Source organism: Janthinobacterium psychrotolerans, from assembly GCF_001677885.1.
Lineage (GTDB): Bacteria > Pseudomonadota > Gammaproteobacteria > Burkholderiales > Burkholderiaceae_D > Janthinobacterium > Janthinobacterium psychrotolerans.
In genome coordinates this window covers 37,171-55,519 of sequence record NZ_LOCQ01000061.1, presented here as the reverse complement: position 1 = coordinate 55,519, position 18,349 = coordinate 37,171, and the positions used below count along the sequence as shown (strand labels likewise).

Here is an 18,349-nt window from a genome sequence, read left to right as displayed (position 1 = left end):
CTGAGCCGAATCGGGTCACAATGGCCATGAGGGCCGCCAACCGGCAGGCCATGCAAGCAGGAGGCCGGCATGATCGACGTACGCAGCACCACCGAGCAGGCAGTCGCGGGGAACACTTTGCGCATGCCAGATGGCACGACGATTTACTACAAGGATTGGGGCAGCGGTGCGCCGGTGGTGTTCAGCCACGGCTGGCCGCTGTCGTCCGACGCCTGGGAAGACCAGATGTTTTTCCTCGCCTCCAACGGCTACCGCGTGATCGCCCACGACCGGCGCGGCCACGGCCGCTCCAGCCAGCCATTCGACGGCAACGACATGGACACCTACGCCGACGACCTGGCCGAACTGATCAACGCGCTGGACCTGCAGGGCGCCACCCTGGTCGGCCATTCCACCGGCGGCGGCGAAGTGGCGCGCTATATCGGCCGTCATGGCACGGCGCGCTTGTCCGGCGCGGTACTGGTGGGCGCCGTGCCGCCGCTGATGCTGCAAACGCCGGAGAATCCATTGGGCTTGCCGATCGCAGCGTTTGACGATATCCGCAGCGGCGTGCAGGCCGACCGCAGCCAGTTTTTCCAGGATTTGAGCGAGGCCTTCTATGGCTACAACCGGTCCGATGCGAAGCCGTCGCAAGGCGTGCGCGACGCATTCTGGCGGCTGGGCATGCAAGCCGGCATGCCGGCCGCCTATCTGTGCATCAAGCAGTTTTCGGAAACCGATTTCACCGAAGACCTGGCGAAATTCGACATTCCCACCCTGGTGATCCACGGCGACGACGACCAGATCGTGCCGATCGCCGCCTCGGCGCGGCGCACGGCCGAGAGCATCATCGGCAGCCGGCTGCTGGTCTATCCGGGCGCGCCGCATGGCCTGGCGACCACCCACAAGGACCAACTGAACACGGACCTGCTGGAGTTCCTGCGCCATGCGGCCGATGCGCCGACACTGGCTCCAGAGCATCTGTAGCAATTGCCTGATCTATTGCAAAACATGAAATATTGCTTGGTTTTTGCACCAATTGCGTGCGGATCGCCGATTTTTCTGCGTTTTGAATGGCAAAAATTGGCGATCTGCAGCCCGGTTCCACCCGGTCAGGTCCAGTAAAGAGTAAACTAGCAGATACACTCTTTCGCATTGGGCGATTCGAGCGAACTTGTGAGTGATTTCATGTCTGATACACCAATTTCCTTATTTTCCGATCTCAACCTGAGCGAGCCGCTGATACGCGCGCTCAAGGATGTCGGTTACGAAACACCGTCGCCTATCCAGGCGGCCACGATTCCATTGTTGCTCGCCAACCGCGACGTGCTGGGCCAGGCGCAAACAGGTACCGGTAAAACCGCCGCCTTTGCCCTGCCTATCCTGTCGCGCATCGATCTGAAACAAAGCTCACCCCAAGCCCTGGTCCTGGCCCCGACACGCGAACTGGCGATCCAGGTCGCCGAAGCGTTCCAGGTTTATGCTGCCCATATTCCGGGTTTCCACGTGCTGCCGATCTACGGCGGCCAAAGCTACGGCCCGCAATTGTCGGCGCTGCGCCGCGGCGTGCACGTCGTCGTCGGTACGCCGGGCCGCGTCATCGATCACCTGGACAAGGGTTCGCTCGACCTGTCCAAGCTGAAAACCCTGGTGCTCGACGAAGCCGATGAAATGCTGCGCATGGGTTTTATCGACGACGTCGAACGTATCTTGCAAGAAACACCGGAAGGCCATCAAACGGCGCTGTTCTCGGCCACCATGCCTTCCGTCATCAAGCGCATCGCCACCACCTACCTGGTCAATCCGGCCGAAGTGACGGTGGCCGCCAAGACCGGCACGGCCGACAATATTCGCCAGCGCTACTGGCTGGTGTCGGGCATGCACAAGCTCGACGCGCTGACCCGCATCCTGGAAGCGGAAGTGTTTGACGGCATGATCATCTTTGCCCGCACCAAGCTGGGCACGGAAGAGCTGGCCGGCAAGCTGCAGGCGCGCGGCTTCTCGGCCGCCGCCATCAACGGCGACATCCAGCAGGCGCAGCGCGAGCGCACCATTCAGCAACTGAAAGACGGCAAGATCGACATCCTGGTCGCCACCGACGTGGCCGCGCGCGGCCTGGACGTCGAGCGCATCAGCCATGTGGTCAACTACGACGTGCCGCACGATCCGGAAAGCTATACCCATCGTATCGGCCGCACCGGCCGCGCCGGGCGCAGCGGCGAAGCGATCCTGTTCATCACCCCGCGTGAAAAGAACTTGCTCAAAGCCATCGAACGCTCGACCCGCCAGCCGATCGGCATGCTGGAACTGCCGACCATCCAGGCCGTCAACGACGTGCGTATCGCCAAGTTCAAGGAACAGATCACGGAAACGCTGGCGCTGGGCGAACTGGAACAATTCCAGTCGCTGATCGAAGACTTCGAACGCGAACAGAATATCCCGGCCATCGAAATCGCCGCCGCCCTGGCGAAGATGGCTCGCGGCAATACGCCGCTGCTGCTGGACAAGAACAAGGCGCGCGAACAGGCGACCTGGCAGGATGACCGTCCGGCGCGCCCGGAGCGTTTTGAACGCAACGACCGTCCTGAGCGCGGCGACCGTTTTGAACGCGGCGAACGCAGCGAACGCCCGGCCTTCCCGAAAAAGGAACGCGTGCAACGCCCGGCGGACGCCGGCATGCAGACCTTCCGCATCGAAGTGGGCCATCAGCATGGTGTGAAACCGGGCAATATCGTCGGCGCCATCGCCAACGAAGCGGGCATCGATTCGAAGAATATCGGCCGCATCGAAATCTACGACGACTACAGCGTGCTGGACCTGCCGGACAGCATGCCGAAGGAATTGCTGGATCAACTGAAAACCGTGTGGGTTGCCGGCCAGCAGCTGCGCATCAGCCGCGACGGCGATGCGCCTGACCTGGCGCCAGCGGCCGCACTGCGCAAGCCGTTTGCCGCCAAGGCCGCGCCGGCCTTCAAGGATGTGCCGGAAGCACCGGCCGCCGATGCGCCTGTACGTGCGCCGAAGAAAGAGCGTCCACGTCCGGGAGTCACGGCGTATCGCATCGAAGTGGGCCGCGATCACCTGGTCACGCCGAGCAATATCGTCGGCGCCATCGCCAACGAAGCGAACCTGGAAGCCAAGCATATCGGCCGCATCGATATCTTTGACAAGCACAGCGTGCTGGACCTGCCGGAAGGCATGCCGCCGGAAATCCTCGACCACCTGAAATCGGTATGGGTAGCTGGCCAGCAGCTGCGCATCACCCTGGACGACGGCACCTCGGAGCGCAAGCCCGCGCCACCGCGTCCGAAAGCGCCGCGCAAGACCTACAAGTAATTCCACATTGCTCCTGCAGTGACCAGAGGCGCCTTCGGGCGCCTTTTTGTCGTCTGCCGGGAACATCCATTTGTCTTGTGTTGAATAAGGCTTTTTGCCGATGATTTGAATGGCGGCCGAAAATATTTTGTATGTTAATAAATAAATCGTATTAAATAAAAGAAAATATAAAATACTAATTGATATGTTTTTATATTATTCCTTTGCTGGTGTCAAAGCTGCCCCGCCAGTATGGCCGCCAGCCTTGATGTGGTATATTGTTTTTATAATTTAGCCATGCTATTTAAAAAACAAGGAGACGAGAATGCGCTTGAATATGCCGGTCACGCAGACGGAAACCATTTTAAATGATGGCATGACGATTGTTTCCACCACGGATTTGCAGGGAAACATTAATTATGCCAATCAGTATTTTATTGAAGTCAGCGGCTTTTCCGAATCAGAATTGCTCGGTGCGCCGCAGAATATCCTGCGCCACCCCGATATGCCGGCCGAAGCCTTCGTCGACCTGTGGCGCACCATCCAGAGCGGCATGCCGTGGACCGGCATGGTCAAGAACCGCTGCAAGAACGGCGACTATTACTGGGTGCTGGCCAATATCACGCCGGTGATCGAAAACGGCCGTCCGGTCGGCTATATGTCGGTGCGCACCAAGCCCACGCGCGAGCAGGTGGCCGAAGCGGCGGCGCTGTACAAAGGTTTCAAGGACGGCAACCAGGCCAAACTGGCGATCCGCAATGGCCGTGTGGTGGGCCAGGGGCTGGGCACCGCGCTGAAAGCGCTGAGCCAGCCGAGCTTGTCGCAGGGCATGGCGGTCAACGCCGTCTTTTTCTGCCTGTCCATGGCCGTGCTGGGCGGCGCCGTCTGGAATATCGACAGCGACACCCATGCAGCCACGCGCGGCTGGCTGATCGCGCTGGCCGCCACGGCCTCGGTGATCATGCTGGTGTTCTGGGCGTATCTGCACAACTCGGTGGTGCAGCCCTTGGGCGAGGCGGTGATGGTGGCGCGCAAGATGGCCGGCGGCGACCTGACGGGCACTATCGACAAGGTGCGCGACGACGACATGGGCCAGCTGATGGCGGCCTTGCGCCAGACCAATATCAATCTGCACAGCATCATCGGCGACGTGCGCGCCAATTTCGAGGATATCCGCGTGACCACGGCCGAGATCGCGACCGGCAATATGGACTTGTCCAGCCGCACCGAATCGCAGGCGTCCAGCCTGGAGCAGACGGCGGCCAGCATGGAAGAGCTGACCTCGACCGTACAAAGCAGCGCCGATCACGTGGCAACCGCCAACGACCTGGCGCTGCAGGCTTCCGCAGTGGCGGCCAAGGGCGGCACCATCGTCACCGAAGTGGTCAGCACCATGGATGAAATCAGCGGCTCCTCGCGCAAGATTCTCGACATTATCGGCCTGATCGACGGCATCGCCTTCCAGACCAATATCCTGGCCCTCAATGCCGCCGTCGAAGCGGCCCGCGCCGGTGAACACGGCCGTGGCTTTGCGGTGGTGGCCGGCGAAGTGCGCAGCCTGGCCCAGCGTTCGGCCACCGCCGCCAGGGAAGTCAAGCACCTGATCGACCATTCGATCGCCACCGTCAATGCCGGCACCGTACTGACCAGCAATGCCGGCGCCACCATGAAAGACGTGATCGCCTCGGTTGCCAGGGTGACGGAAGTGATGGACGAAATCTCGTCGACCACGCGCGAGCAGAACCAGGGCATCGGCCAGGTCAACCAGGCCGTGATCCATATGGACGGCATCACCCAGCAAAATGCCGCGCTGGTCGAGCAGGCGGCGGCCGCAGCGACCAATTTGGCGCAGCGTACCGACAGCGTGGCCAAGTCGATGTTTGTGTTCAAGTTGAAGCCGTCGCCGAGGCGCCGGGCCAGTGGCGTGGCGGTGCGGGCGCTTGTCAAATAAGCCAGGCGAGCAGCCAGGCTATTTCTTCAGCTGGTACACCTCGCCTCGCCGCACCTTTTTCACCACGCCATCCTGGCCGAACAGGATGATGTACTCGCCGCCTCCCGGCGAGCCGTCCGGGTAGGTGTACATCCACACTTCATTGCCGCTATCGAAACGTATCGAGGTGCTCTCGCCGAGCGCCGAACGCACCTGTTCGCGGGTGCTGCTGCCCACCTGCACGGTTTGCTCCAGGGTGGCTTGCGGCACGGATTTGCTGGCCTGCAGGGCGCGCGTGCCGGAGCAGGCGGCCAGCGACAGCAGCAGGGGAATCACCAGCCACTTCATGGCGCGACCTCGTCCATATAGTCGAACTCCAGCAAGGTATCGTCGGGCCAGCTTTTGTCCCATAGCGGCGCGTAGTAGGTGCGGTCGAGCAGCACCTGGCAGTCGCAGTAGGGCAATGACGCCGGGGTCTGTTCGCCGCCGGCATACAGCATCTTGAAGGGCAGGGCCAGGCGGCGCTCGCCGTGCACCAGGGTCACGCCCAGCAGCGGGCGGTCGGTAAAGAACAGGTAGTTGCCGTCCGGCTCGGAGCAGACCTTGTCGGTGCTGTACAGCATGCTCGACAGCCATGAAATAATGGCCGGATCGTTCGAGATCAGGCCCGAATCCATGCCGGCGCGGCATTCCAGGCGCAGGTCGCCCAGGCGCCGCGTACCCGGCGGCAAGCCTGGCGTGATGACCTGGGCGCGCCAGCTCATGGTGGTGGCCTTGCGGTTGGCGATCAGCACCGCGTCTTCGCGCAGCGCCTGCGCGTTGCGCACCGGGGCAAAGCTATTGTCCTCAGACAGGGGCAGCGGCACGCTGACGGTGTCGCCGGCAATGCGCAATTTGACGCCCTGCATGTCGACGCCGGGCTGGCGTGGCAGCAGCCGGAAACGCAGGCTGGCCTGCGGCGCCAGCGCATGGTCGCGCTCGAAGCGGTCCACGCCCTGCATCATCTTGCGGTAGGACTTGTCGACCGGGTCGCGCGTGGCGTCCACCTTGACGGTCGGTACGGGGGCCGTTTGCGCCACGGCCGGCACGCAGGGCAGCAGCGAGATCAGGAGCAGGGAAGTAAGAATACGCATGACACCATGCTACGCCGTTTCGCGCATCGGCCACGCACGGGTGAAGCGCGATCAGTAGTCGGAGTATTTGCGCGCGTCGCCACGCACCTGTTCCACCGGATATTTCTCGGCGTTCAAGACCATCTTTTCCAGCACGGCCGCATGCAGGTCGACGCCGCTCTTGTCGGCCAGGCGCACCAGGTACATCAGCACGTCGGCCAGCTCGTGGCGGATGCCGGCGCGTTTGGCGTCGTCCAGTTCCATGTCCGCGCCGGTCGGCAGCCACTGGTAGTGCTCGACCAGTTCGGCCACTTCCACCGACAGCGCCATGGCCAGGTTTTTCGGCGTATGGAACTGGTCCCAGTCGCGCTCTTGCGCAAAGGCGGCCAGGCGTGCACGGATGTCTTGCAGGCTGTCATTCATGGTGTGAACAAGGTGAAATAAAAGCCGATGGTATCACCGCGGCGGCGCCAGCCGCAGCGACAATCCCACCGGCGACATCACAAAGCCCATCAGTTCCTGCGCCTCGCCGCCATCGGGCGTGTCGACGCCGGCGATATCGAAACTGCCCAGCAGCATGGCCATGGCGATCTTGATTTCCAGCAGCGCCAGATAGCGGCCGGGGCAGGTGCGCAGGCCGGAACCGAAGGGCATGGCGGCGCGCTTGTTATTCACCTCTTCCTGGCCAGCCTCCAGCCAGCGCTCGGGCTTGAAGGCCTGCGCATCGGGAAAATGCGCATCGGACAGCGTATCGTGGCGCAGCACGCACCACACCACGCTGCCGGCCGGCACGGCCACGTCGCCCACCACGGTGTCGCGCAAGGCTTCGAGCGGCAAAAACGGCGCCACCGGCTTCAAGCGCATCGCTTCGCTGGCGCAGGCGCCCAGGTACGCCAGGCGGTCCATCTGCTCGATGGTAAAGCCGGCCACATCGGGCGCCAGGGTGCGCACTTCCTCGCGCGCCCGGGCCAGAGTGTGCGGGTTGCGTTGCAGCAGATAAATCATCCAGGAAATCGTATTGGCCGTCGTGTCTTCGCCGGCCAGCAGCATGGTCAGCACATTGCCGGCCACGGCGCGGTCGTCGACGCCGCTGTTTTTCTCGTCGGCGGCGGCGATCATGGCCTCCAATAGATTGGGCGGGCGCAGGCGGCGCGCCGGCTCCTGTTCCAGGCGCGTGCGGGCCTGGCGCACCAGACTTGATACGGCAACGTCGAGCGCCGCCACGTCGCGGTCCAGGCGCTTGTCGGCCGGCAATTTGAAGTAGCGCCAGTAGGGCAGCATCGACAGGCTGCGCCTTGCCACGGCCGGCAGAATCGCATCCATATGGCGCTGGATCACGTCCTCGCCCGCTTCCAGGGTATTGACCTCGGTGCCGAAGGCCAGCCCCGCGATAATGTCGACCGTATAGCGTTTCAGATCGCCATCGAGGCCGATGGCGGCGCCTTGCCGTGCCGACTCCTGCCAGCGCCGCTGCAGGCGCTGCGCCACCGTTACCAGCGACGGAAAGTAGGCCTTGATGGCGCCTGGGGCCATGCCGGCCATCACCATGCGGCGCTGGTTGCGCCATTCGCTGCCTTCGGCCAGGAACAGGCCGGGAATGCCGCCCATTTCCTCGGACACGATATAGCTCGACAGCGGCCGCCGGAAGCCGTCGGGCCGGTCGCGCAGGATGGCCGATACCGCTTCACTGTCGGCCACCACCAGCACCAGGGTGCGGCCGAACCAGGCGCGCATGAAGGGGCCATAGTGGCGTACCCAGCCTTCCACGTCGCGGTGGATGCGATGCAGTTTTAACTGGAAGCTGTTGCCCAGCACGGGCAGGGCGAATGGCCCCGGCAAGTGGCGGATCTGGCGCAGGGTGCTTGGAACGGCGGGGACATCAGGCGCGGCAGTGTGATCGAGTGGCGGCATGGCAAACTCCGTTGAACGGCGAATAATGGCATGACTGTAGCGCGCATGCTGGCGCCAGTCTTGAACGTATACGACATCACCCGGCGGTCATCGTTTCTCGCTACAATCGCTGTCATGCCTGCCGATGCCACTCCTGTCACGCGCCTGATCGCACCGCGCCTGGCGCTCGCTTCCTGCGTGCGCGCCTTTCTCGTGCGCGACACCACCGGCTGCGCGCCGTTGCCGCCGGCGCAGCGGCTGAACCGCTTCCCGGCCGCGCCCATGTGCAGCATCGCCTGGACCATCTCGGGCGAGCTGGAAGCGGCCGCGCCGGGGTTGAACGCGCTGGATGTGCGCATGCCGCCGGCCCTGTTCGGCGGCCCCCGTTCGTATCCGCTGGTCAGCTACAATCCCGGGCCCGTGCACTCATTCATCGTGATGTTTTATCCGGCCGCGCTGCATGCGCTGACCGGCGTGGCGATGGCGCCGCTGCTGGATCAGTTCCGCCCGTTCGACGCGCTGTTCGACGCCGAATGGCAATCGTTGTCGCAGGCTGTGCTGGCCGCGCCCGGCGATGAAGCGCGCGTGGCGCTGGTGGAGGGTTTTCTTGCGCCGCGCTGGCAGGTGGCGCGCCAGCAGGACGACCATCCGGCCAGCGCCGTCCACGACTGGGTGCGGCGCCTGGGCGTGCAGGCGGCGTCCAGCGGCCTGGCCAGCGGCGCGCGCAATATCGAGCGCCGCATCAAGACCTGGGCCGGCCAGCCGATGCGCACCCTGCACCGCATGCGCCGCGCCGAGCAGCTGTTTCTCGACGAGCGCGACGCCATGCTGCAAGGTAAAGTGTCCTGGTCCGATATCGCCGCCCATGGCGGCTATGCCGACCAGGCCCATCTGTGCCGCGAGACGCGGCAGATCACGGGCCTGAGCCCGACGGAACTGGCGCGCGCCAGCCGCGATGACGAAAGTTACTGGATCTACCGGATTTGGGCGTAGGTCGGGTTAGCGCGCAAGCGCGTAACCCGACAACACCACGGGCGTCAACAATGTTGTCGGGTTACGGCCTGCGGCCTAACCCGACCTACCCGACCCACGCTCTTGCGTGTATATACGCCCCTTGGACAAGGTAATCTCATGATGCCCCGCACCGGGCGCCATCATGGGAAAGCAGTTCTCTTCGCCATGCACGCGCACATCGAGGAAATACGGGCCGGGGGCGGCCATGCACTCGGCCAGCGCCGCGTCGAGTTCTTCACGCTTTTCCACCATGCGGGCCTGCCAGCCGAACGCGCGCGCCAGGGCGACAAAGTCGGGCAGCGCCTCCGTGTAGCTGTGGCTGTAGCGCCCGCCGTGGATCAGCTCCTGCCACTGGCGCACCATGCCCATGTAGCCATTGTTCGACAGCACTACCTTGACCGGCAGGTGGTGCTGCACGGCGGTGGCCAGTTCCTGGATATTCATCAGAATCGACGCGTCGCCGCTGACGCAGACCACGCGTTTGCCAGGATGGGCGATCTGCGCGCCGATGGCGGCCGGCAAGCCATAACCCATGGTGCCGGCGCCGCCCGAGGTGAGCCAGCGGCCGGGCTTTTCAAAGCGCAAGTGCTGGGCGGCCCACATCTGGTGCTGGCCGACATCGGTGGCCACGATCGTGTCGACCCCTTCCAGCGCCGCCTGCAAGCGCTGCATCAGGGCCTGTGGCGCAATCACGTCCGCAGTGTCGTCAAACGCCAGCGACTGCTGCGCGCGCCAGGTGCTGATGCGCTGCCACCATGGCGCCAGTCCGGGCAGGGCGCGTCCGCGCAGCAGTGCCAGCAGCGCCGCCAGCACCGGCGCGCAGTCGCCGCGCAGGGCCACATCGGCGCGTACCACCTTGCCGATGGAGGCCGGGTCGATATCGACATGGATGATTTTCGCGCCGGGGCAGAAGGCGTCCAGCCTGCCCGTGACCCGGTCGTCGAAACGCGCGCCAACACAGACGATCAGATCCGCGTGGTGCATGGCCAGGTTCGCTTCCAGCGTGCCATGCATGCCCAGCATGCCGAGAAAGCGCGGGCTGGACGCGGGATAGGCGCCCAGGCCCAGCAGGGTCAATGTACAGGGCGCGCCGGCCAGGTCGACCAGCGCCTGAAAATGCGCGCAGGCGGCCTGGCCGGAATTGACCAGGCCGCCACCGCCATAGAACACGGGGCGCTGCGCGCCGGCGATCAGCCGCGCCGCCGCTTCCAGGTCGGCCATGCCGGGCAGGCGCGGCGGGGTCGTGACCACTGGCGGCAAGGGCACGGGTGTCACCTGTGCCAGCTGCAGGTCTTTCGGGAAATCGATCAGCACGGGTCCGGGCCGGCCCTGCGTGGATTGCCTGTACGCTTCCTGCACCACCGCAGCCACTTCGCTGGCCGCGCGGATCTGCCGGTTCCATTTGGTAACGGGGCGAGAAATACCGAGCGCATCGCACTCCTGGAAGGCGTTGGTACCGATCGCCGTGGTCGCCACCTGGCCGCTGATGCAGATCACGGGGATGGAGTCGCACAGCGCGTCGAGCAGGCCGGTGGTGGTGTTGCTCATGCCGGGGCCGGAGGTGACGAAGACCACGCCGGGCCGGCCGGTGCTGCGCGCATAGCCTTCGGCCGCGTGGACGGCCGCCTGTTCATGGCGCACCAGCACATGGCGCAGGCGCGCCTCGGCGTGCAGCGCATCGTACAGCGGCAGCACGGCGCCGCCCGGATAGCCGAAGACGGTGTCGACGCCGAGCGCCAGCAGGTTGTCGATCAGCGTGCTGGCGCCATTGGCGGCGGGAGGAGTTGAGTGTGGTGTTTGCATGCCTTATTTTCTGCCGGCAAGCGCAGAAAAGGCTGCTGCGTTTCCCGGTTAAAATAGGTAATTCAGCAAAATTTTCTGTCAAATAGAGAAAGTACAGAATGAAACTCGACAAATTCGATCTCGCCATCCTGGCCGCCCTGCAGCAGGACGCCCGCATCAGCCTGCAGGAACTCTCCAGCCAGGTGGGCCTGACGTCGTCGCCTTGCTGGGCCCGCATCAAGCGCATGGAGGAAGACGGCGTGATCGAAGGCTATACGGTGCAGGTCAATGCGGCGAAAGTCGGCCTGGCCGATACCGTCATCGTGCAGGTCACCCTGGACGACCATTCCGACCAGGCGCTGTTCGAATTCGGCCATGCGCTGGCGCTGATCCCGGAGGTGCTCGAAGCGTTCCTGGTGTCGGGTGACTACGATTATTATCTGCGCATCGCCGTCAGCGACACGCGCGACTATGAACGGCTGCTGCGTGAGCGGCTGTATAAAATTCCCGGCATCCGCCACAGCAAATCGAGTTTCGTGCTGCGCCAGCTCAAGCACAGCCATTTGCCGCTGCAGCGCTGAGTTTCCTGGCGCGCAAGCCGCGTACGATAGGAATAGCGCTTGCACGCAAGCAAGTCCGCCGGTATCTTGTCGTTCAGCCATGGCTGTGTTGCCTGGCATTTCAGGAGGATCGCGAGTGACCAGTTTCCGCAACAATACCGACCGCCTGCTTGAAGTGCGTCTGCAGGACGAGAAAGTGCTGGCGATCGCCGGCGCCATGGTCGCCTACACGGGCAGCATCAAGTTTGAAAAATCCCTGCTCGGCGGCGAAGGCATCTTTGGCGCGCTCAAGCGCAAGGTGACCAACGAGGGCATGCAACTGATGCAGGCCTCCGGCAACGGCACCGTGTTCTTTGCGCACAATGCGTTCGAGATCACCGTGCTGGCGCTGGCCGGCGAAAAGCTGACCATCGAAAGCAGCAGCCTGCTGGCCTACGACACCAGCCTCAAAACCGGCACCAGCTTTGCCGGCCTGCGCGGCGCCAGTTCGGGCCAGGGCCTGTTTTCCACCACGGTGGAAGGCAACGGCAATATCGCCGTCATTTCGCAGGGCAACCTGATCATGCTGGAAGTGACGCCATCGACGCCGCTGCGCGTGGACCCGGACGCCTTTGTCGGCTTCAAGGGCGATATCCGCCAGGAATTCGTGTTCGACGTCAACTGGCGCACGATGATAGGGCAAAGCTCGGGCGAGTCCTACCAGCACAAATTCACCGGCCAGGGCGTGGTGTATATCCAGCCCGCCGAACGTTAAGCAGCCAGGAGCCACGCGATGCCGGTTTATCAGCAGATCAATGAAAAAATGCTCGAGGTCAAACTCAGCAACGAAGAAGTATTTGCGCGCAAGGGCGCCATGGTGTCCTACCAGGGCGACGTCCAGTTCAGCCGTTCCTTCCTGGCGGGCCAGGGCGTGCAAAGCCTGGCCATGCGCGCCGTCACCAACGAAGGCTACGCCATGATGGCGGCCAAGGGCAGCGGCAGCGTCTACTACGCGCACGCCGGCCTGTTCGTCACCATCATCCCCGTGCGCGGCGAAACCCTGTATGTGGAAAGCGACACGCTGCTGGCGTTCGATGCCCGCCTGACGGCCGGTACCATGTTCCTGGGCAACCAGGGCGGCGTGCAGGGCGTGGTGCGCGGCGCTGTTTCCGGCCAAGGCCTGTTTACCACCACCTTGCAGGGCACGGGCGAAGTGGCGATTTTGTCGGACGGCAATACCATCGGCCTGCCCGTCACGCCGGACGTGCCGGTGTTTGTCGATCCGCAAGCCTATATCGGCCATACGGGACAACTGAGTTCCAATATCGTTACCGACCTGAACTGGAAAACCTTTGTCGGGCAAGCCTCGGGCGAATCGTACCAGGTGAAATTCACGGGCCAGGGCACGGTCTATATCCAAGCGAGCGAAAGGTAAGCCATGACGATCTACAATCCCTCCACCTTGCCCAAAAACGATAACCTGAACCGCTTCTCGTACGTGATCGACGTCAAGGAACAGATCTTCATTCGCAAGGGCAAGATGATCGCCTTTTATGGCGAGCTGCGTTTCGAGGCCATGGGCAGCAGCGTGCTCGACCTGATCGTGCGCACGGCCTTCAATGCGCCCAAGTATGTGCACCATTTTGTCGTCGCCAACGGCCAGGGCCAGCTGATTCTGGGCGACAACGGCAACGACCTGGCCTGCTACGACCTCGACAACGCCAACATGACCATCCGCGCAAAAAACCTGCTCGGCTTTACCAAGGATGTGGTGTGCCAGGAATCGACCTTGCCCGGCTATCTGACCATGATCGGTACCGGCAAGGTGATCGCCTCGTCGAACGGCCCGGTGCACTTTTTGGAACTGCCGTGCCGGGTCGACGAGCAGGCCGTGCTGGGCTGGGCCGATTGCCCCAGCCCGTCATACCACTACGACTATGCGCACGTGCAGGGCTGGGCCTCGGCGGCCGGCGCGCTGACCGGCTTTACCTTGTCGGGCGAAGAAAAGCAGATCGATTTCACGGGCGCCGGCACGGTGCTGGTGCAGTCGTCGGAACTGGACATGGAGGGCAGCTCGACCCTGTCGCATCTGTTGTCGCAACTGCCGATGCTGGGCCAGGACGACCTGAACAAACTCAGTGTCTCGGCGCAGCAGCAGATGAAAGATAATCGCCAGTCCTGAACTTACGCTCGCCAGTTCGGCGAGCGTTTTTCCAGAAACGCGGTGATCCCTTCGTCCGCGTCTTCCTCCATCATGTTTTTCGCCATCACTTCCCCGGCATAGGCGTAGGCGTCGGCCAGCGCCATCTGGCGCTGGCGGTAGAACATCGCCTTGCCATGGCGCACGGCGGCCGGGCTCTTGTCCATGATGCTTTGCGCCAGCAGCGCCACCTGTTCGTCCAGCGCTTCGTCGGGCACGGCGGTGTTGACCAGGCCCCAGTCGGCGGCCGTGCTCGCGTCGATAAAGCGGCCCGTCACCAGCATCTCGAAAGCGCGCTTGGCCGACACATTTCTCGACAGCGCCACCGACGGCGTGGCGCAGAACAGCCCCACATTGATGCCGGAGACGGCAAAGCGCGCCGACGCACCGGCCACCGCCAGGTCGCAGCTGGCCACCAGCTGGCAGCCGGCCGCCGTGGCGACGCCATGCACGCGTGCAATCACCGGCACCGGCAATTCCTGTATCCACCGCATCACGCGCGAACATTGCGCAAACAGTGTCTTGTAATACGCCAGGTCGCGCGTGGCCTGCATCTCGCGCAGATCGTGGCCGGCGCAAAACGCCTTGCCTTCGGCGGCCAGCACCACGCAGCGCACCTGTGGCTGTTGCGCGATGATGTCGAGTTCGGCCTGCAGCGCGGCCAGCATGGCTTCCGACAGGGCATTGAATTGCAGCGGCCGGTTCAGGCGCAGCGTGACCAGGCCGCCGGCGTTTTCGCGCAGCACCAGCGGCGCGGGGTTGTCTTGATGGTTCATGCGGTCTCCAGCGATAAATGGTTCGTGGCGCTTACTTGGCCGCGCTGACGCTGCCGATGCCGGCCACCGATTTGTGCACGACTTTCGGCTTGCCGTAGTACACCAGTTCGCCCATGCCGCGCACCACGGCGTTCAGTTCGCCCGAGGAATATACCTTGACCGAGCCGATGCCATCGAAGTTGACGTCGACATTTTTCGCCAGCAAGGCGCGGGTATCGACTTCGCCCACGCCCTGGGCTTTCAGGCGCAGCCAGTCGATCTTGCCGTCGGCCAAGAGGCGCCCGGCGCCCTGGTAGCTGATATCGACGCGCGGGCCGTGCAGCTTGGTGAGGATTTTTTCGCCGGCGCCATCGGCGATCAGTTTGAGCAGCTGCGGCATGGTGACGATCACGCGCGGATCGCCCTCGGTCTTCTTGATGTTCTTGTCCTTCATGGAAATTTTCAGTTCGCCATTGACCACTTCGGTGATCACGCCGCTGAGGAATTTCTGGTCACCGCGCAGGGTCACGCTGTGCTCCTTGCCCGACTCCACTTCGATGCTGATCGGGCCGCGGATATCGATGGCGTTGAAAGCCGTGACCGCACGGGTCTGCTCATCGGCATGGACCAGCGGGCTGGCAACGAGGGCGGCGAACAGCAGAAGATGGCGCATGGCGATTTCCTTGTAAGGTTGATCCATGTATTCTAGGTTGCAATTTGAGCAAATGGGAAAATTTGCGATGAATGGCAAGAATTGCGGCTTCAGCTGCGCGCCCGGCGGGGTATTGTTGGGCTATGCTGGAGCTTGACGAGTCCAGGAGCCGCCATGAAAAATTATCACAAAGAAGATTACCCCGTCGACAATATCCGCCGCTTTCTCGAACCGGGGCCGGTGGTGCTGGTCAGCTCCACCTGGAAGGGCGAGAGCGACATCATGACCATGGGCTGGCACATGATGATGGAATTTACGCCCTCGCTGCTGGGCTGCTTTATTTCCGACGCCAACCACAGCTATGAAATGATCAAGCGCAGCATGGAATGCGTGATCAACCTGCCGACGGCCGACATGGTCGACCAGGTCGTGGCGATTGGCAACTGCAGCGGCGAAGACACCGACAAGTTCGCCGCCTTCGGCCTGACGGCGCAAGCGGCGGAAAAAGTCGGCGCGCCCCTGATCGCTGAATGCTACGCCAACTTCGAATGCAAACTGGCGCAGGTGGCGGGCAACCCCAGGGGCGGCTTTTTCATGTTCGAGTGCGTGAAAGCGCACGTGGCCACCTCGCCGAAGCTGCCCGAAACCTTGCATTACCGGGGCAATGGCGAGTTCATGGTGTCGGGCCGTACCATCAGCCGCAAGAGCCTGATGAAACCGGAAATGCGTTGACAACCGTAGGTCGGATTAGCGCGCAGCGCGTAATCCGACAACATTGTTGACCTCGGCGACGGCTTAAATAACCCCCTGCGCCAGCATCGCATCGGCCACTTTCACAAAACCGGCGATATTGGCGCCATCGACATAGCTGACCGTGCCGTCGCTGCGCGTGCCGTAGCGCTTGCATGCCGCATGAATGCCCTGCATGATCTGCAGCAAACGGGCATCGACTTCTTCGCGCGGCCACGACAAACGTGCCGCGTTCTGGCTCATTTCCAGACCGGATGTCGCCACGCCGCCCGCATTGCTGGCCTTGCCCGGCGCATACAACACGCCGGCTTCTTCGAACGCCTTGGCCGCTTCGATGGTGGTCGGCATGTTGGCGCCTTCGGCCACGCACTGCACGCCGTTGGCGATCAGGGTGCGCGCGTCGTCCAGGGTCAGTTCGTTCTGCGTGGCGCAGGGCAGGGCGATATCGACCGGCACATGCCATGGCGACACGCCGGCCTCGAAGCGCACGCCGGTACGCTCGGCGTAGTCGCTGACACGGCCATACAGATGGTTCTTGATCTCCATCAGGATCGCCAGCTTTTCGATGCTAAAGCCGTCTTCATCGATAATGGTGCCGCTCGAATCGGACACCGTCACCACCTTGGCGCCCAACTCCAGCGCTTTTTCCACCGCATACTGCGCCACATTGCCCGAGCCGGAGACACTCACGCGCTTGCCTTCGAACGAGGTGCCGCGGGTTTTCAGCATTTCCTGGGCAAAATAGACGGTGCCGTAGCCGGTCGCTTCCGGACGCATCAGCGAGCCGCCGTAGCTGGCGCCCTTGCCGGTGAATACACAGTCGGCGCGGTTGCTGAGCTTTTTCATCATGCCGGCCATATAGCCGATCTCGCGCCCGCCGACGCCGATATCGCCGGCCGGCACGTCGGTGTCCGCGCCCACATGGCGGAACAGTTCGCTGACAAAAGCCTGGCAGAAGCGCATCACCTCGCCCGCGCTCTTGCCCTTGGGGTCGAAGTCGGCACCGCCCTTGCCGCCGCCCATCGGCAACGTCGTCAGCGCATTCTTGAACGTCTGCTCGAAGGCGAGAAATTTCAGCACCGACAGATTGACCGACGGGTGGAAACGGATGCCGCCCTTGTATGGCCCGATGGCCATGCTGTGCTGGATGCGGTAGCCGCGGTTGACCTGCACCTGGCCATGGTCATCGACCCACGACACGCGAAACATCACCACGCGCTCCGGCTCGATCAAGCGTTCCAGCAAGCCTTGCTCCGCGTATTTCGGGTGCTGCTCCAGGAACGGCCACAAGCTGTCCATCACCTCGGTGACGGCTTGCAGAAACTCGGGTTGACCTGGATTGCGTGCGGCGACATGCTGGACATACTCGTGAGCAGATGCGTATTTCATCAGAATTCCATGGAGGTAAACGGTTATTTGGGCAACTATCTTCGCAGATTTCGCACGAAAATGGTGCGGAAATTTTGTTTTGAGTGGATTCTGCTACTTATTGGGGCGTTTTTTAAGCGGCGTGACGAGAGTAAAAGGGCCTACCGGGAGCACATCGCGCCACCCGCCGAGCCACCGATACTGAGCCCTGTCGACAGATCGAAACCGAACTCGCAGCGATAGCCATCCCGGGGGCGATGGCGGCACAGCAGCATGTCGCGGTGACGCAGGCGTATTTGTGGATCGGGGCAGCCATCGCGCAGATCGGGACCGATGGCCTTGAAAATGTCCTTTGCGGCTGTGCCCGTCAAACGAAAGGCGACCTTGGTATCGCCGGCAACGGGAGGCACGGCGTCATCGAGATAAGCGCCATAGATGGCGTAGAAAGCTGAAAAATCCCTTTGGACATAGTCCCAGGCCGCGCGGGCTTGGTGTGCCAGCAACAGGCATAGCGCAGCGGCAAAAAGCAGGCTGGCGCGTTTCAGCATAGGGAGCCGCCGATGCTGTGCCCGCTCAGCAGATCGAAACCGAAGTCGCAATGATGGCCATCGCTTGGGTGATAAGAGCAGCTCACGTGCGAGCGCTGGCGCAAACGGTTTTCACCCTCCACACCGCAGGTATTGCGCAAGTCCGGACCCATCGCATCGAACAATTGCTTTGCGGCTTTGCCGTCGATCCGGAAGGCGATGCGCTTGTCCTTGCTGGTGGGCGGTAGCGGGTCGCCCAAGCCGCCACCGTAGATCACATAGTGTCCTTGGACTGGCTGGTAAGAAAACAGCCACTTTTGCGCGGATTGCGCCAGGCCGACGCCGAAAACAAGGGCGAGAGCCAGGAAGAAGAGTGATTTCATGTCACCGTCTCTGCTGTTCGCTGTCAAGTGGGAAAAAGTCAGGTGTGCGCAGAGGCCAGCGCGTTTGATGATTGTTGCTGGTTTGTAAGGTCAAAACATTGCGCAGGATCACAGGCAGCCCCGAGGGCTGCCTGCGGACCGCGCCAGGCGCAA

19 protein-coding genes are annotated in these 18,349 nt (G+C 62.8%); 9 read left to right on the top strand and 10 right to left on the bottom strand.

Features of this window, described 5'->3' with window-relative positions; translation table 11 throughout:
* The first annotated feature begins 69 nt into the window (after positions 1–69).
* The 3 genes from ASR47_RS22345 (at position 70) to ASR47_RS22335 (ending at position 5,245) form a co-directional block, all read left to right on the top strand.
* On the top strand, positions 70–966 hold the full coding sequence (locus ASR47_RS22345; protein ID WP_065310018.1) for an alpha/beta fold hydrolase: 897 nt from the start codon (positions 70–72) through the stop codon (positions 964–966).
* 201 nt (positions 967–1,167) lie between these two features.
* On the top strand, positions 1,168–3,315 hold the full coding sequence (locus tag ASR47_RS22340) for a DEAD/DEAH box helicase (protein ID WP_082989137.1): 2,148 nt from the start codon (positions 1,168–1,170) through the stop codon (positions 3,313–3,315).
* Between the two features lie 304 nt (positions 3,316–3,619).
* On the top strand, positions 3,620–5,245 hold the full coding sequence (locus ASR47_RS22335) for a methyl-accepting chemotaxis protein (RefSeq protein ID WP_065310017.1): 1,626 nt from the start codon (positions 3,620–3,622) through the stop codon (positions 5,243–5,245).
* Between the two features lie 18 nt (positions 5,246–5,263).
* On the opposite strand, the gene bamE is transcribed toward ASR47_RS22335, so the two are convergent.
* The 4 genes from bamE to ASR47_RS22315 are packed head-to-tail and all read right to left on the bottom strand — an operon-like array spanning position 5,264 to position 8,247.
* Complete coding sequence (bamE, locus tag ASR47_RS22330) at positions 5,264–5,572, bottom strand: outer membrane protein assembly factor BamE domain-containing protein (protein WP_065310016.1); 309 nt, start codon at positions 5,570–5,572, stop codon at positions 5,264–5,266.
* On the bottom strand, positions 5,569–6,357 hold the full coding sequence (locus ASR47_RS22325) for a hypothetical protein (RefSeq protein WP_065310015.1): 789 nt from the start codon (positions 6,355–6,357) through the stop codon (positions 5,569–5,571). The genes bamE and ASR47_RS22325 overlap by 4 nt, the downstream gene beginning before the upstream one ends.
* A gap of 51 nt (positions 6,358–6,408) precedes the next feature.
* Complete coding sequence (locus tag ASR47_RS22320; RefSeq protein ID WP_065310014.1) at positions 6,409–6,759, bottom strand: nucleotide pyrophosphohydrolase; 351 nt, start codon at positions 6,757–6,759, stop codon at positions 6,409–6,411.
* Positions 6,760–6,792: 33 nt separating this feature from the next.
* Positions 6,793–8,247 (bottom strand): cytochrome P450, encoded by a 1,455-nt coding sequence (locus ASR47_RS22315; RefSeq protein ID WP_065310013.1) that lies wholly within the window; start codon positions 8,245–8,247, stop codon positions 6,793–6,795.
* Between the two features lie 114 nt (positions 8,248–8,361).
* Between ASR47_RS22315 and ASR47_RS22310 the strand changes: the two genes are divergently transcribed.
* A complete protein-coding gene (locus ASR47_RS22310; protein WP_065310012.1) occupies positions 8,362–9,219 on the top strand; it encodes a helix-turn-helix domain-containing protein in 858 nt (285 codons plus the stop codon).
* Positions 9,220–9,294: 75 nt separating this feature from the next.
* Here ASR47_RS22310 and ilvB read toward each other — a convergent pair whose 3' ends face one another.
* Complete coding sequence (gene ilvB / locus ASR47_RS22305; protein WP_065310011.1) at positions 9,295–11,043, bottom strand: biosynthetic-type acetolactate synthase large subunit; 1,749 nt, start codon at positions 11,041–11,043, stop codon at positions 9,295–9,297.
* A gap of 98 nt (positions 11,044–11,141) precedes the next feature.
* Here ilvB and ASR47_RS22300 point away from each other — a divergent pair, with 98 nt between their 5' ends.
* The 4 genes from ASR47_RS22300 to ASR47_RS22285 all read left to right on the top strand — a co-directional run bounded on the left by ASR47_RS22300 (position 11,142) and on the right by ASR47_RS22285 (position 13,743).
* On the top strand, positions 11,142–11,603 hold the full coding sequence (locus ASR47_RS22300; protein WP_065310010.1) for an Lrp/AsnC family transcriptional regulator: 462 nt from the start codon (positions 11,142–11,144) through the stop codon (positions 11,601–11,603).
* 115 nt (positions 11,604–11,718) lie between these two features.
* Entirely contained in the window at positions 11,719–12,336 is a 618-nt protein-coding gene (locus ASR47_RS22295; RefSeq protein WP_217270619.1) for an AIM24 family protein, read from the top strand.
* Positions 12,337–12,354: 18 nt separating this feature from the next.
* Positions 12,355–12,996, top strand: a complete 642-nt coding sequence (locus ASR47_RS22290; protein WP_065310008.1) for an AIM24 family protein — start codon at positions 12,355–12,357, stop codon at positions 12,994–12,996.
* 3 nt (positions 12,997–12,999) lie between these two features.
* Positions 13,000–13,743: an AIM24 family protein gene (locus tag ASR47_RS22285; RefSeq protein ID WP_065310007.1), complete on the top strand. Its 744-nt coding sequence runs from the start codon at positions 13,000–13,002 to the stop codon at positions 13,741–13,743.
* Between the two features lie 2 nt (positions 13,744–13,745).
* Here ASR47_RS22285 and ASR47_RS22280 read toward each other — a convergent pair whose 3' ends face one another.
* Both ASR47_RS22280 and ASR47_RS22275 read right to left on the bottom strand, forming a co-directional pair.
* Positions 13,746–14,537, bottom strand: a complete 792-nt coding sequence (locus ASR47_RS22280; protein ID WP_065310006.1) for an enoyl-CoA hydratase — start codon at positions 14,535–14,537, stop codon at positions 13,746–13,748.
* A 31-nt stretch (positions 14,538–14,568) separates the two neighbouring features.
* Entirely contained in the window at positions 14,569–15,189 is a 621-nt protein-coding gene (locus ASR47_RS22275; RefSeq protein WP_065310299.1) for a head GIN domain-containing protein, read from the bottom strand.
* Positions 15,190–15,342: 153 nt separating this feature from the next.
* Here ASR47_RS22275 and ASR47_RS22270 point away from each other — a divergent pair, with 153 nt between their 5' ends.
* Positions 15,343–15,900: a flavin reductase family protein gene (locus ASR47_RS22270; RefSeq protein ID WP_065310005.1), complete on the top strand. Its 558-nt coding sequence runs from the start codon at positions 15,343–15,345 to the stop codon at positions 15,898–15,900.
* Between the two features lie 63 nt (positions 15,901–15,963).
* Here the strand turns inward: ASR47_RS22270 and gdhA are convergent, their stop codons facing one another.
* The 3 genes from gdhA to ASR47_RS22255 form a co-directional block, all read right to left on the bottom strand.
* Entirely contained in the window at positions 15,964–17,307 is a 1,344-nt protein-coding gene (gene gdhA / locus ASR47_RS22265) for an NADP-specific glutamate dehydrogenase (RefSeq protein WP_065310004.1), read from the bottom strand.
* A gap of 140 nt (positions 17,308–17,447) precedes the next feature.
* On the bottom strand, positions 17,448–17,834 hold the full coding sequence (locus ASR47_RS22260; protein WP_065310003.1) for a hypothetical protein: 387 nt from the start codon (positions 17,832–17,834) through the stop codon (positions 17,448–17,450).
* Positions 17,828–18,196 (bottom strand): hypothetical protein, encoded by a 369-nt coding sequence (locus tag ASR47_RS22255; protein WP_065310002.1) that lies wholly within the window; start codon positions 18,194–18,196, stop codon positions 17,828–17,830. Before ASR47_RS22255 ends, ASR47_RS22260 begins: the two co-directional genes overlap by 7 nt.
* Between the last annotated feature and the right edge of the window lie 153 nt (positions 18,197–18,349).

Coding starts and splice junctions, on each gene's coding strand:
- bamE (WP_065310016.1), bottom strand. CDS start 5,572: ATGAAGTGGCTGGTGATTCCCCTGCTGCTGTCGCTGGCCGCCTGCTCC.
- ASR47_RS22310 (WP_065310012.1), top strand. CDS start 8,362: ATGCCTGCCGATGCCACTCCTGTCACGCGCCTGATCGCACCGCGCCTG.
- ASR47_RS22270 (WP_065310005.1), top strand. CDS start 15,343: ATGAAAAATTATCACAAAGAAGATTACCCCGTCGACAATATCCGCCGC.
- ASR47_RS22345 (WP_065310018.1), top strand. CDS start 70: ATGATCGACGTACGCAGCACCACCGAGCAGGCAGTCGCGGGGAACACT.
- ASR47_RS22335 (WP_065310017.1), top strand. CDS start 3,620: ATGCGCTTGAATATGCCGGTCACGCAGACGGAAACCATTTTAAATGAT.
- ilvB (WP_065310011.1), bottom strand. CDS start 11,043: ATGCAAACACCACACTCAACTCCTCCCGCCGCCAATGGCGCCAGCACG.
- ASR47_RS22255 (WP_065310002.1), bottom strand. CDS start 18,196: ATGAAATCACTCTTCTTCCTGGCTCTCGCCCTTGTTTTCGGCGTCGGC.
- ASR47_RS22325 (WP_065310015.1), bottom strand. CDS start 6,357: ATGCGTATTCTTACTTCCCTGCTCCTGATCTCGCTGCTGCCCTGCGTG.
- ASR47_RS22290 (WP_065310008.1), top strand. CDS start 12,355: ATGCCGGTTTATCAGCAGATCAATGAAAAAATGCTCGAGGTCAAACTC.
- ASR47_RS22275 (WP_065310299.1), bottom strand. CDS start 15,189: ATGCGCCATCTTCTGCTGTTCGCCGCCCTCGTTGCCAGCCCGCTGGTC.
- ASR47_RS22260 (WP_065310003.1), bottom strand. CDS start 17,834: ATGCTGAAACGCGCCAGCCTGCTTTTTGCCGCTGCGCTATGCCTGTTG.
- ASR47_RS22280 (WP_065310006.1), bottom strand. CDS start 14,537: ATGAACCATCAAGACAACCCCGCGCCGCTGGTGCTGCGCGAAAACGCC.
- ASR47_RS22320 (WP_065310014.1), bottom strand. CDS start 6,759: ATGAATGACAGCCTGCAAGACATCCGTGCACGCCTGGCCGCCTTTGCG.
- ASR47_RS22340 (WP_082989137.1), top strand. CDS start 1,168: ATGTCTGATACACCAATTTCCTTATTTTCCGATCTCAACCTGAGCGAG.
- ASR47_RS22300 (WP_065310010.1), top strand. CDS start 11,142: ATGAAACTCGACAAATTCGATCTCGCCATCCTGGCCGCCCTGCAGCAG.
- ASR47_RS22285 (WP_065310007.1), top strand. CDS start 13,000: ATGACGATCTACAATCCCTCCACCTTGCCCAAAAACGATAACCTGAAC.
- gdhA (WP_065310004.1), bottom strand. CDS start 17,307: ATGAAATACGCATCTGCTCACGAGTATGTCCAGCATGTCGCCGCACGC.
- ASR47_RS22315 (WP_065310013.1), bottom strand. CDS start 8,247: ATGCCGCCACTCGATCACACTGCCGCGCCTGATGTCCCCGCCGTTCCA.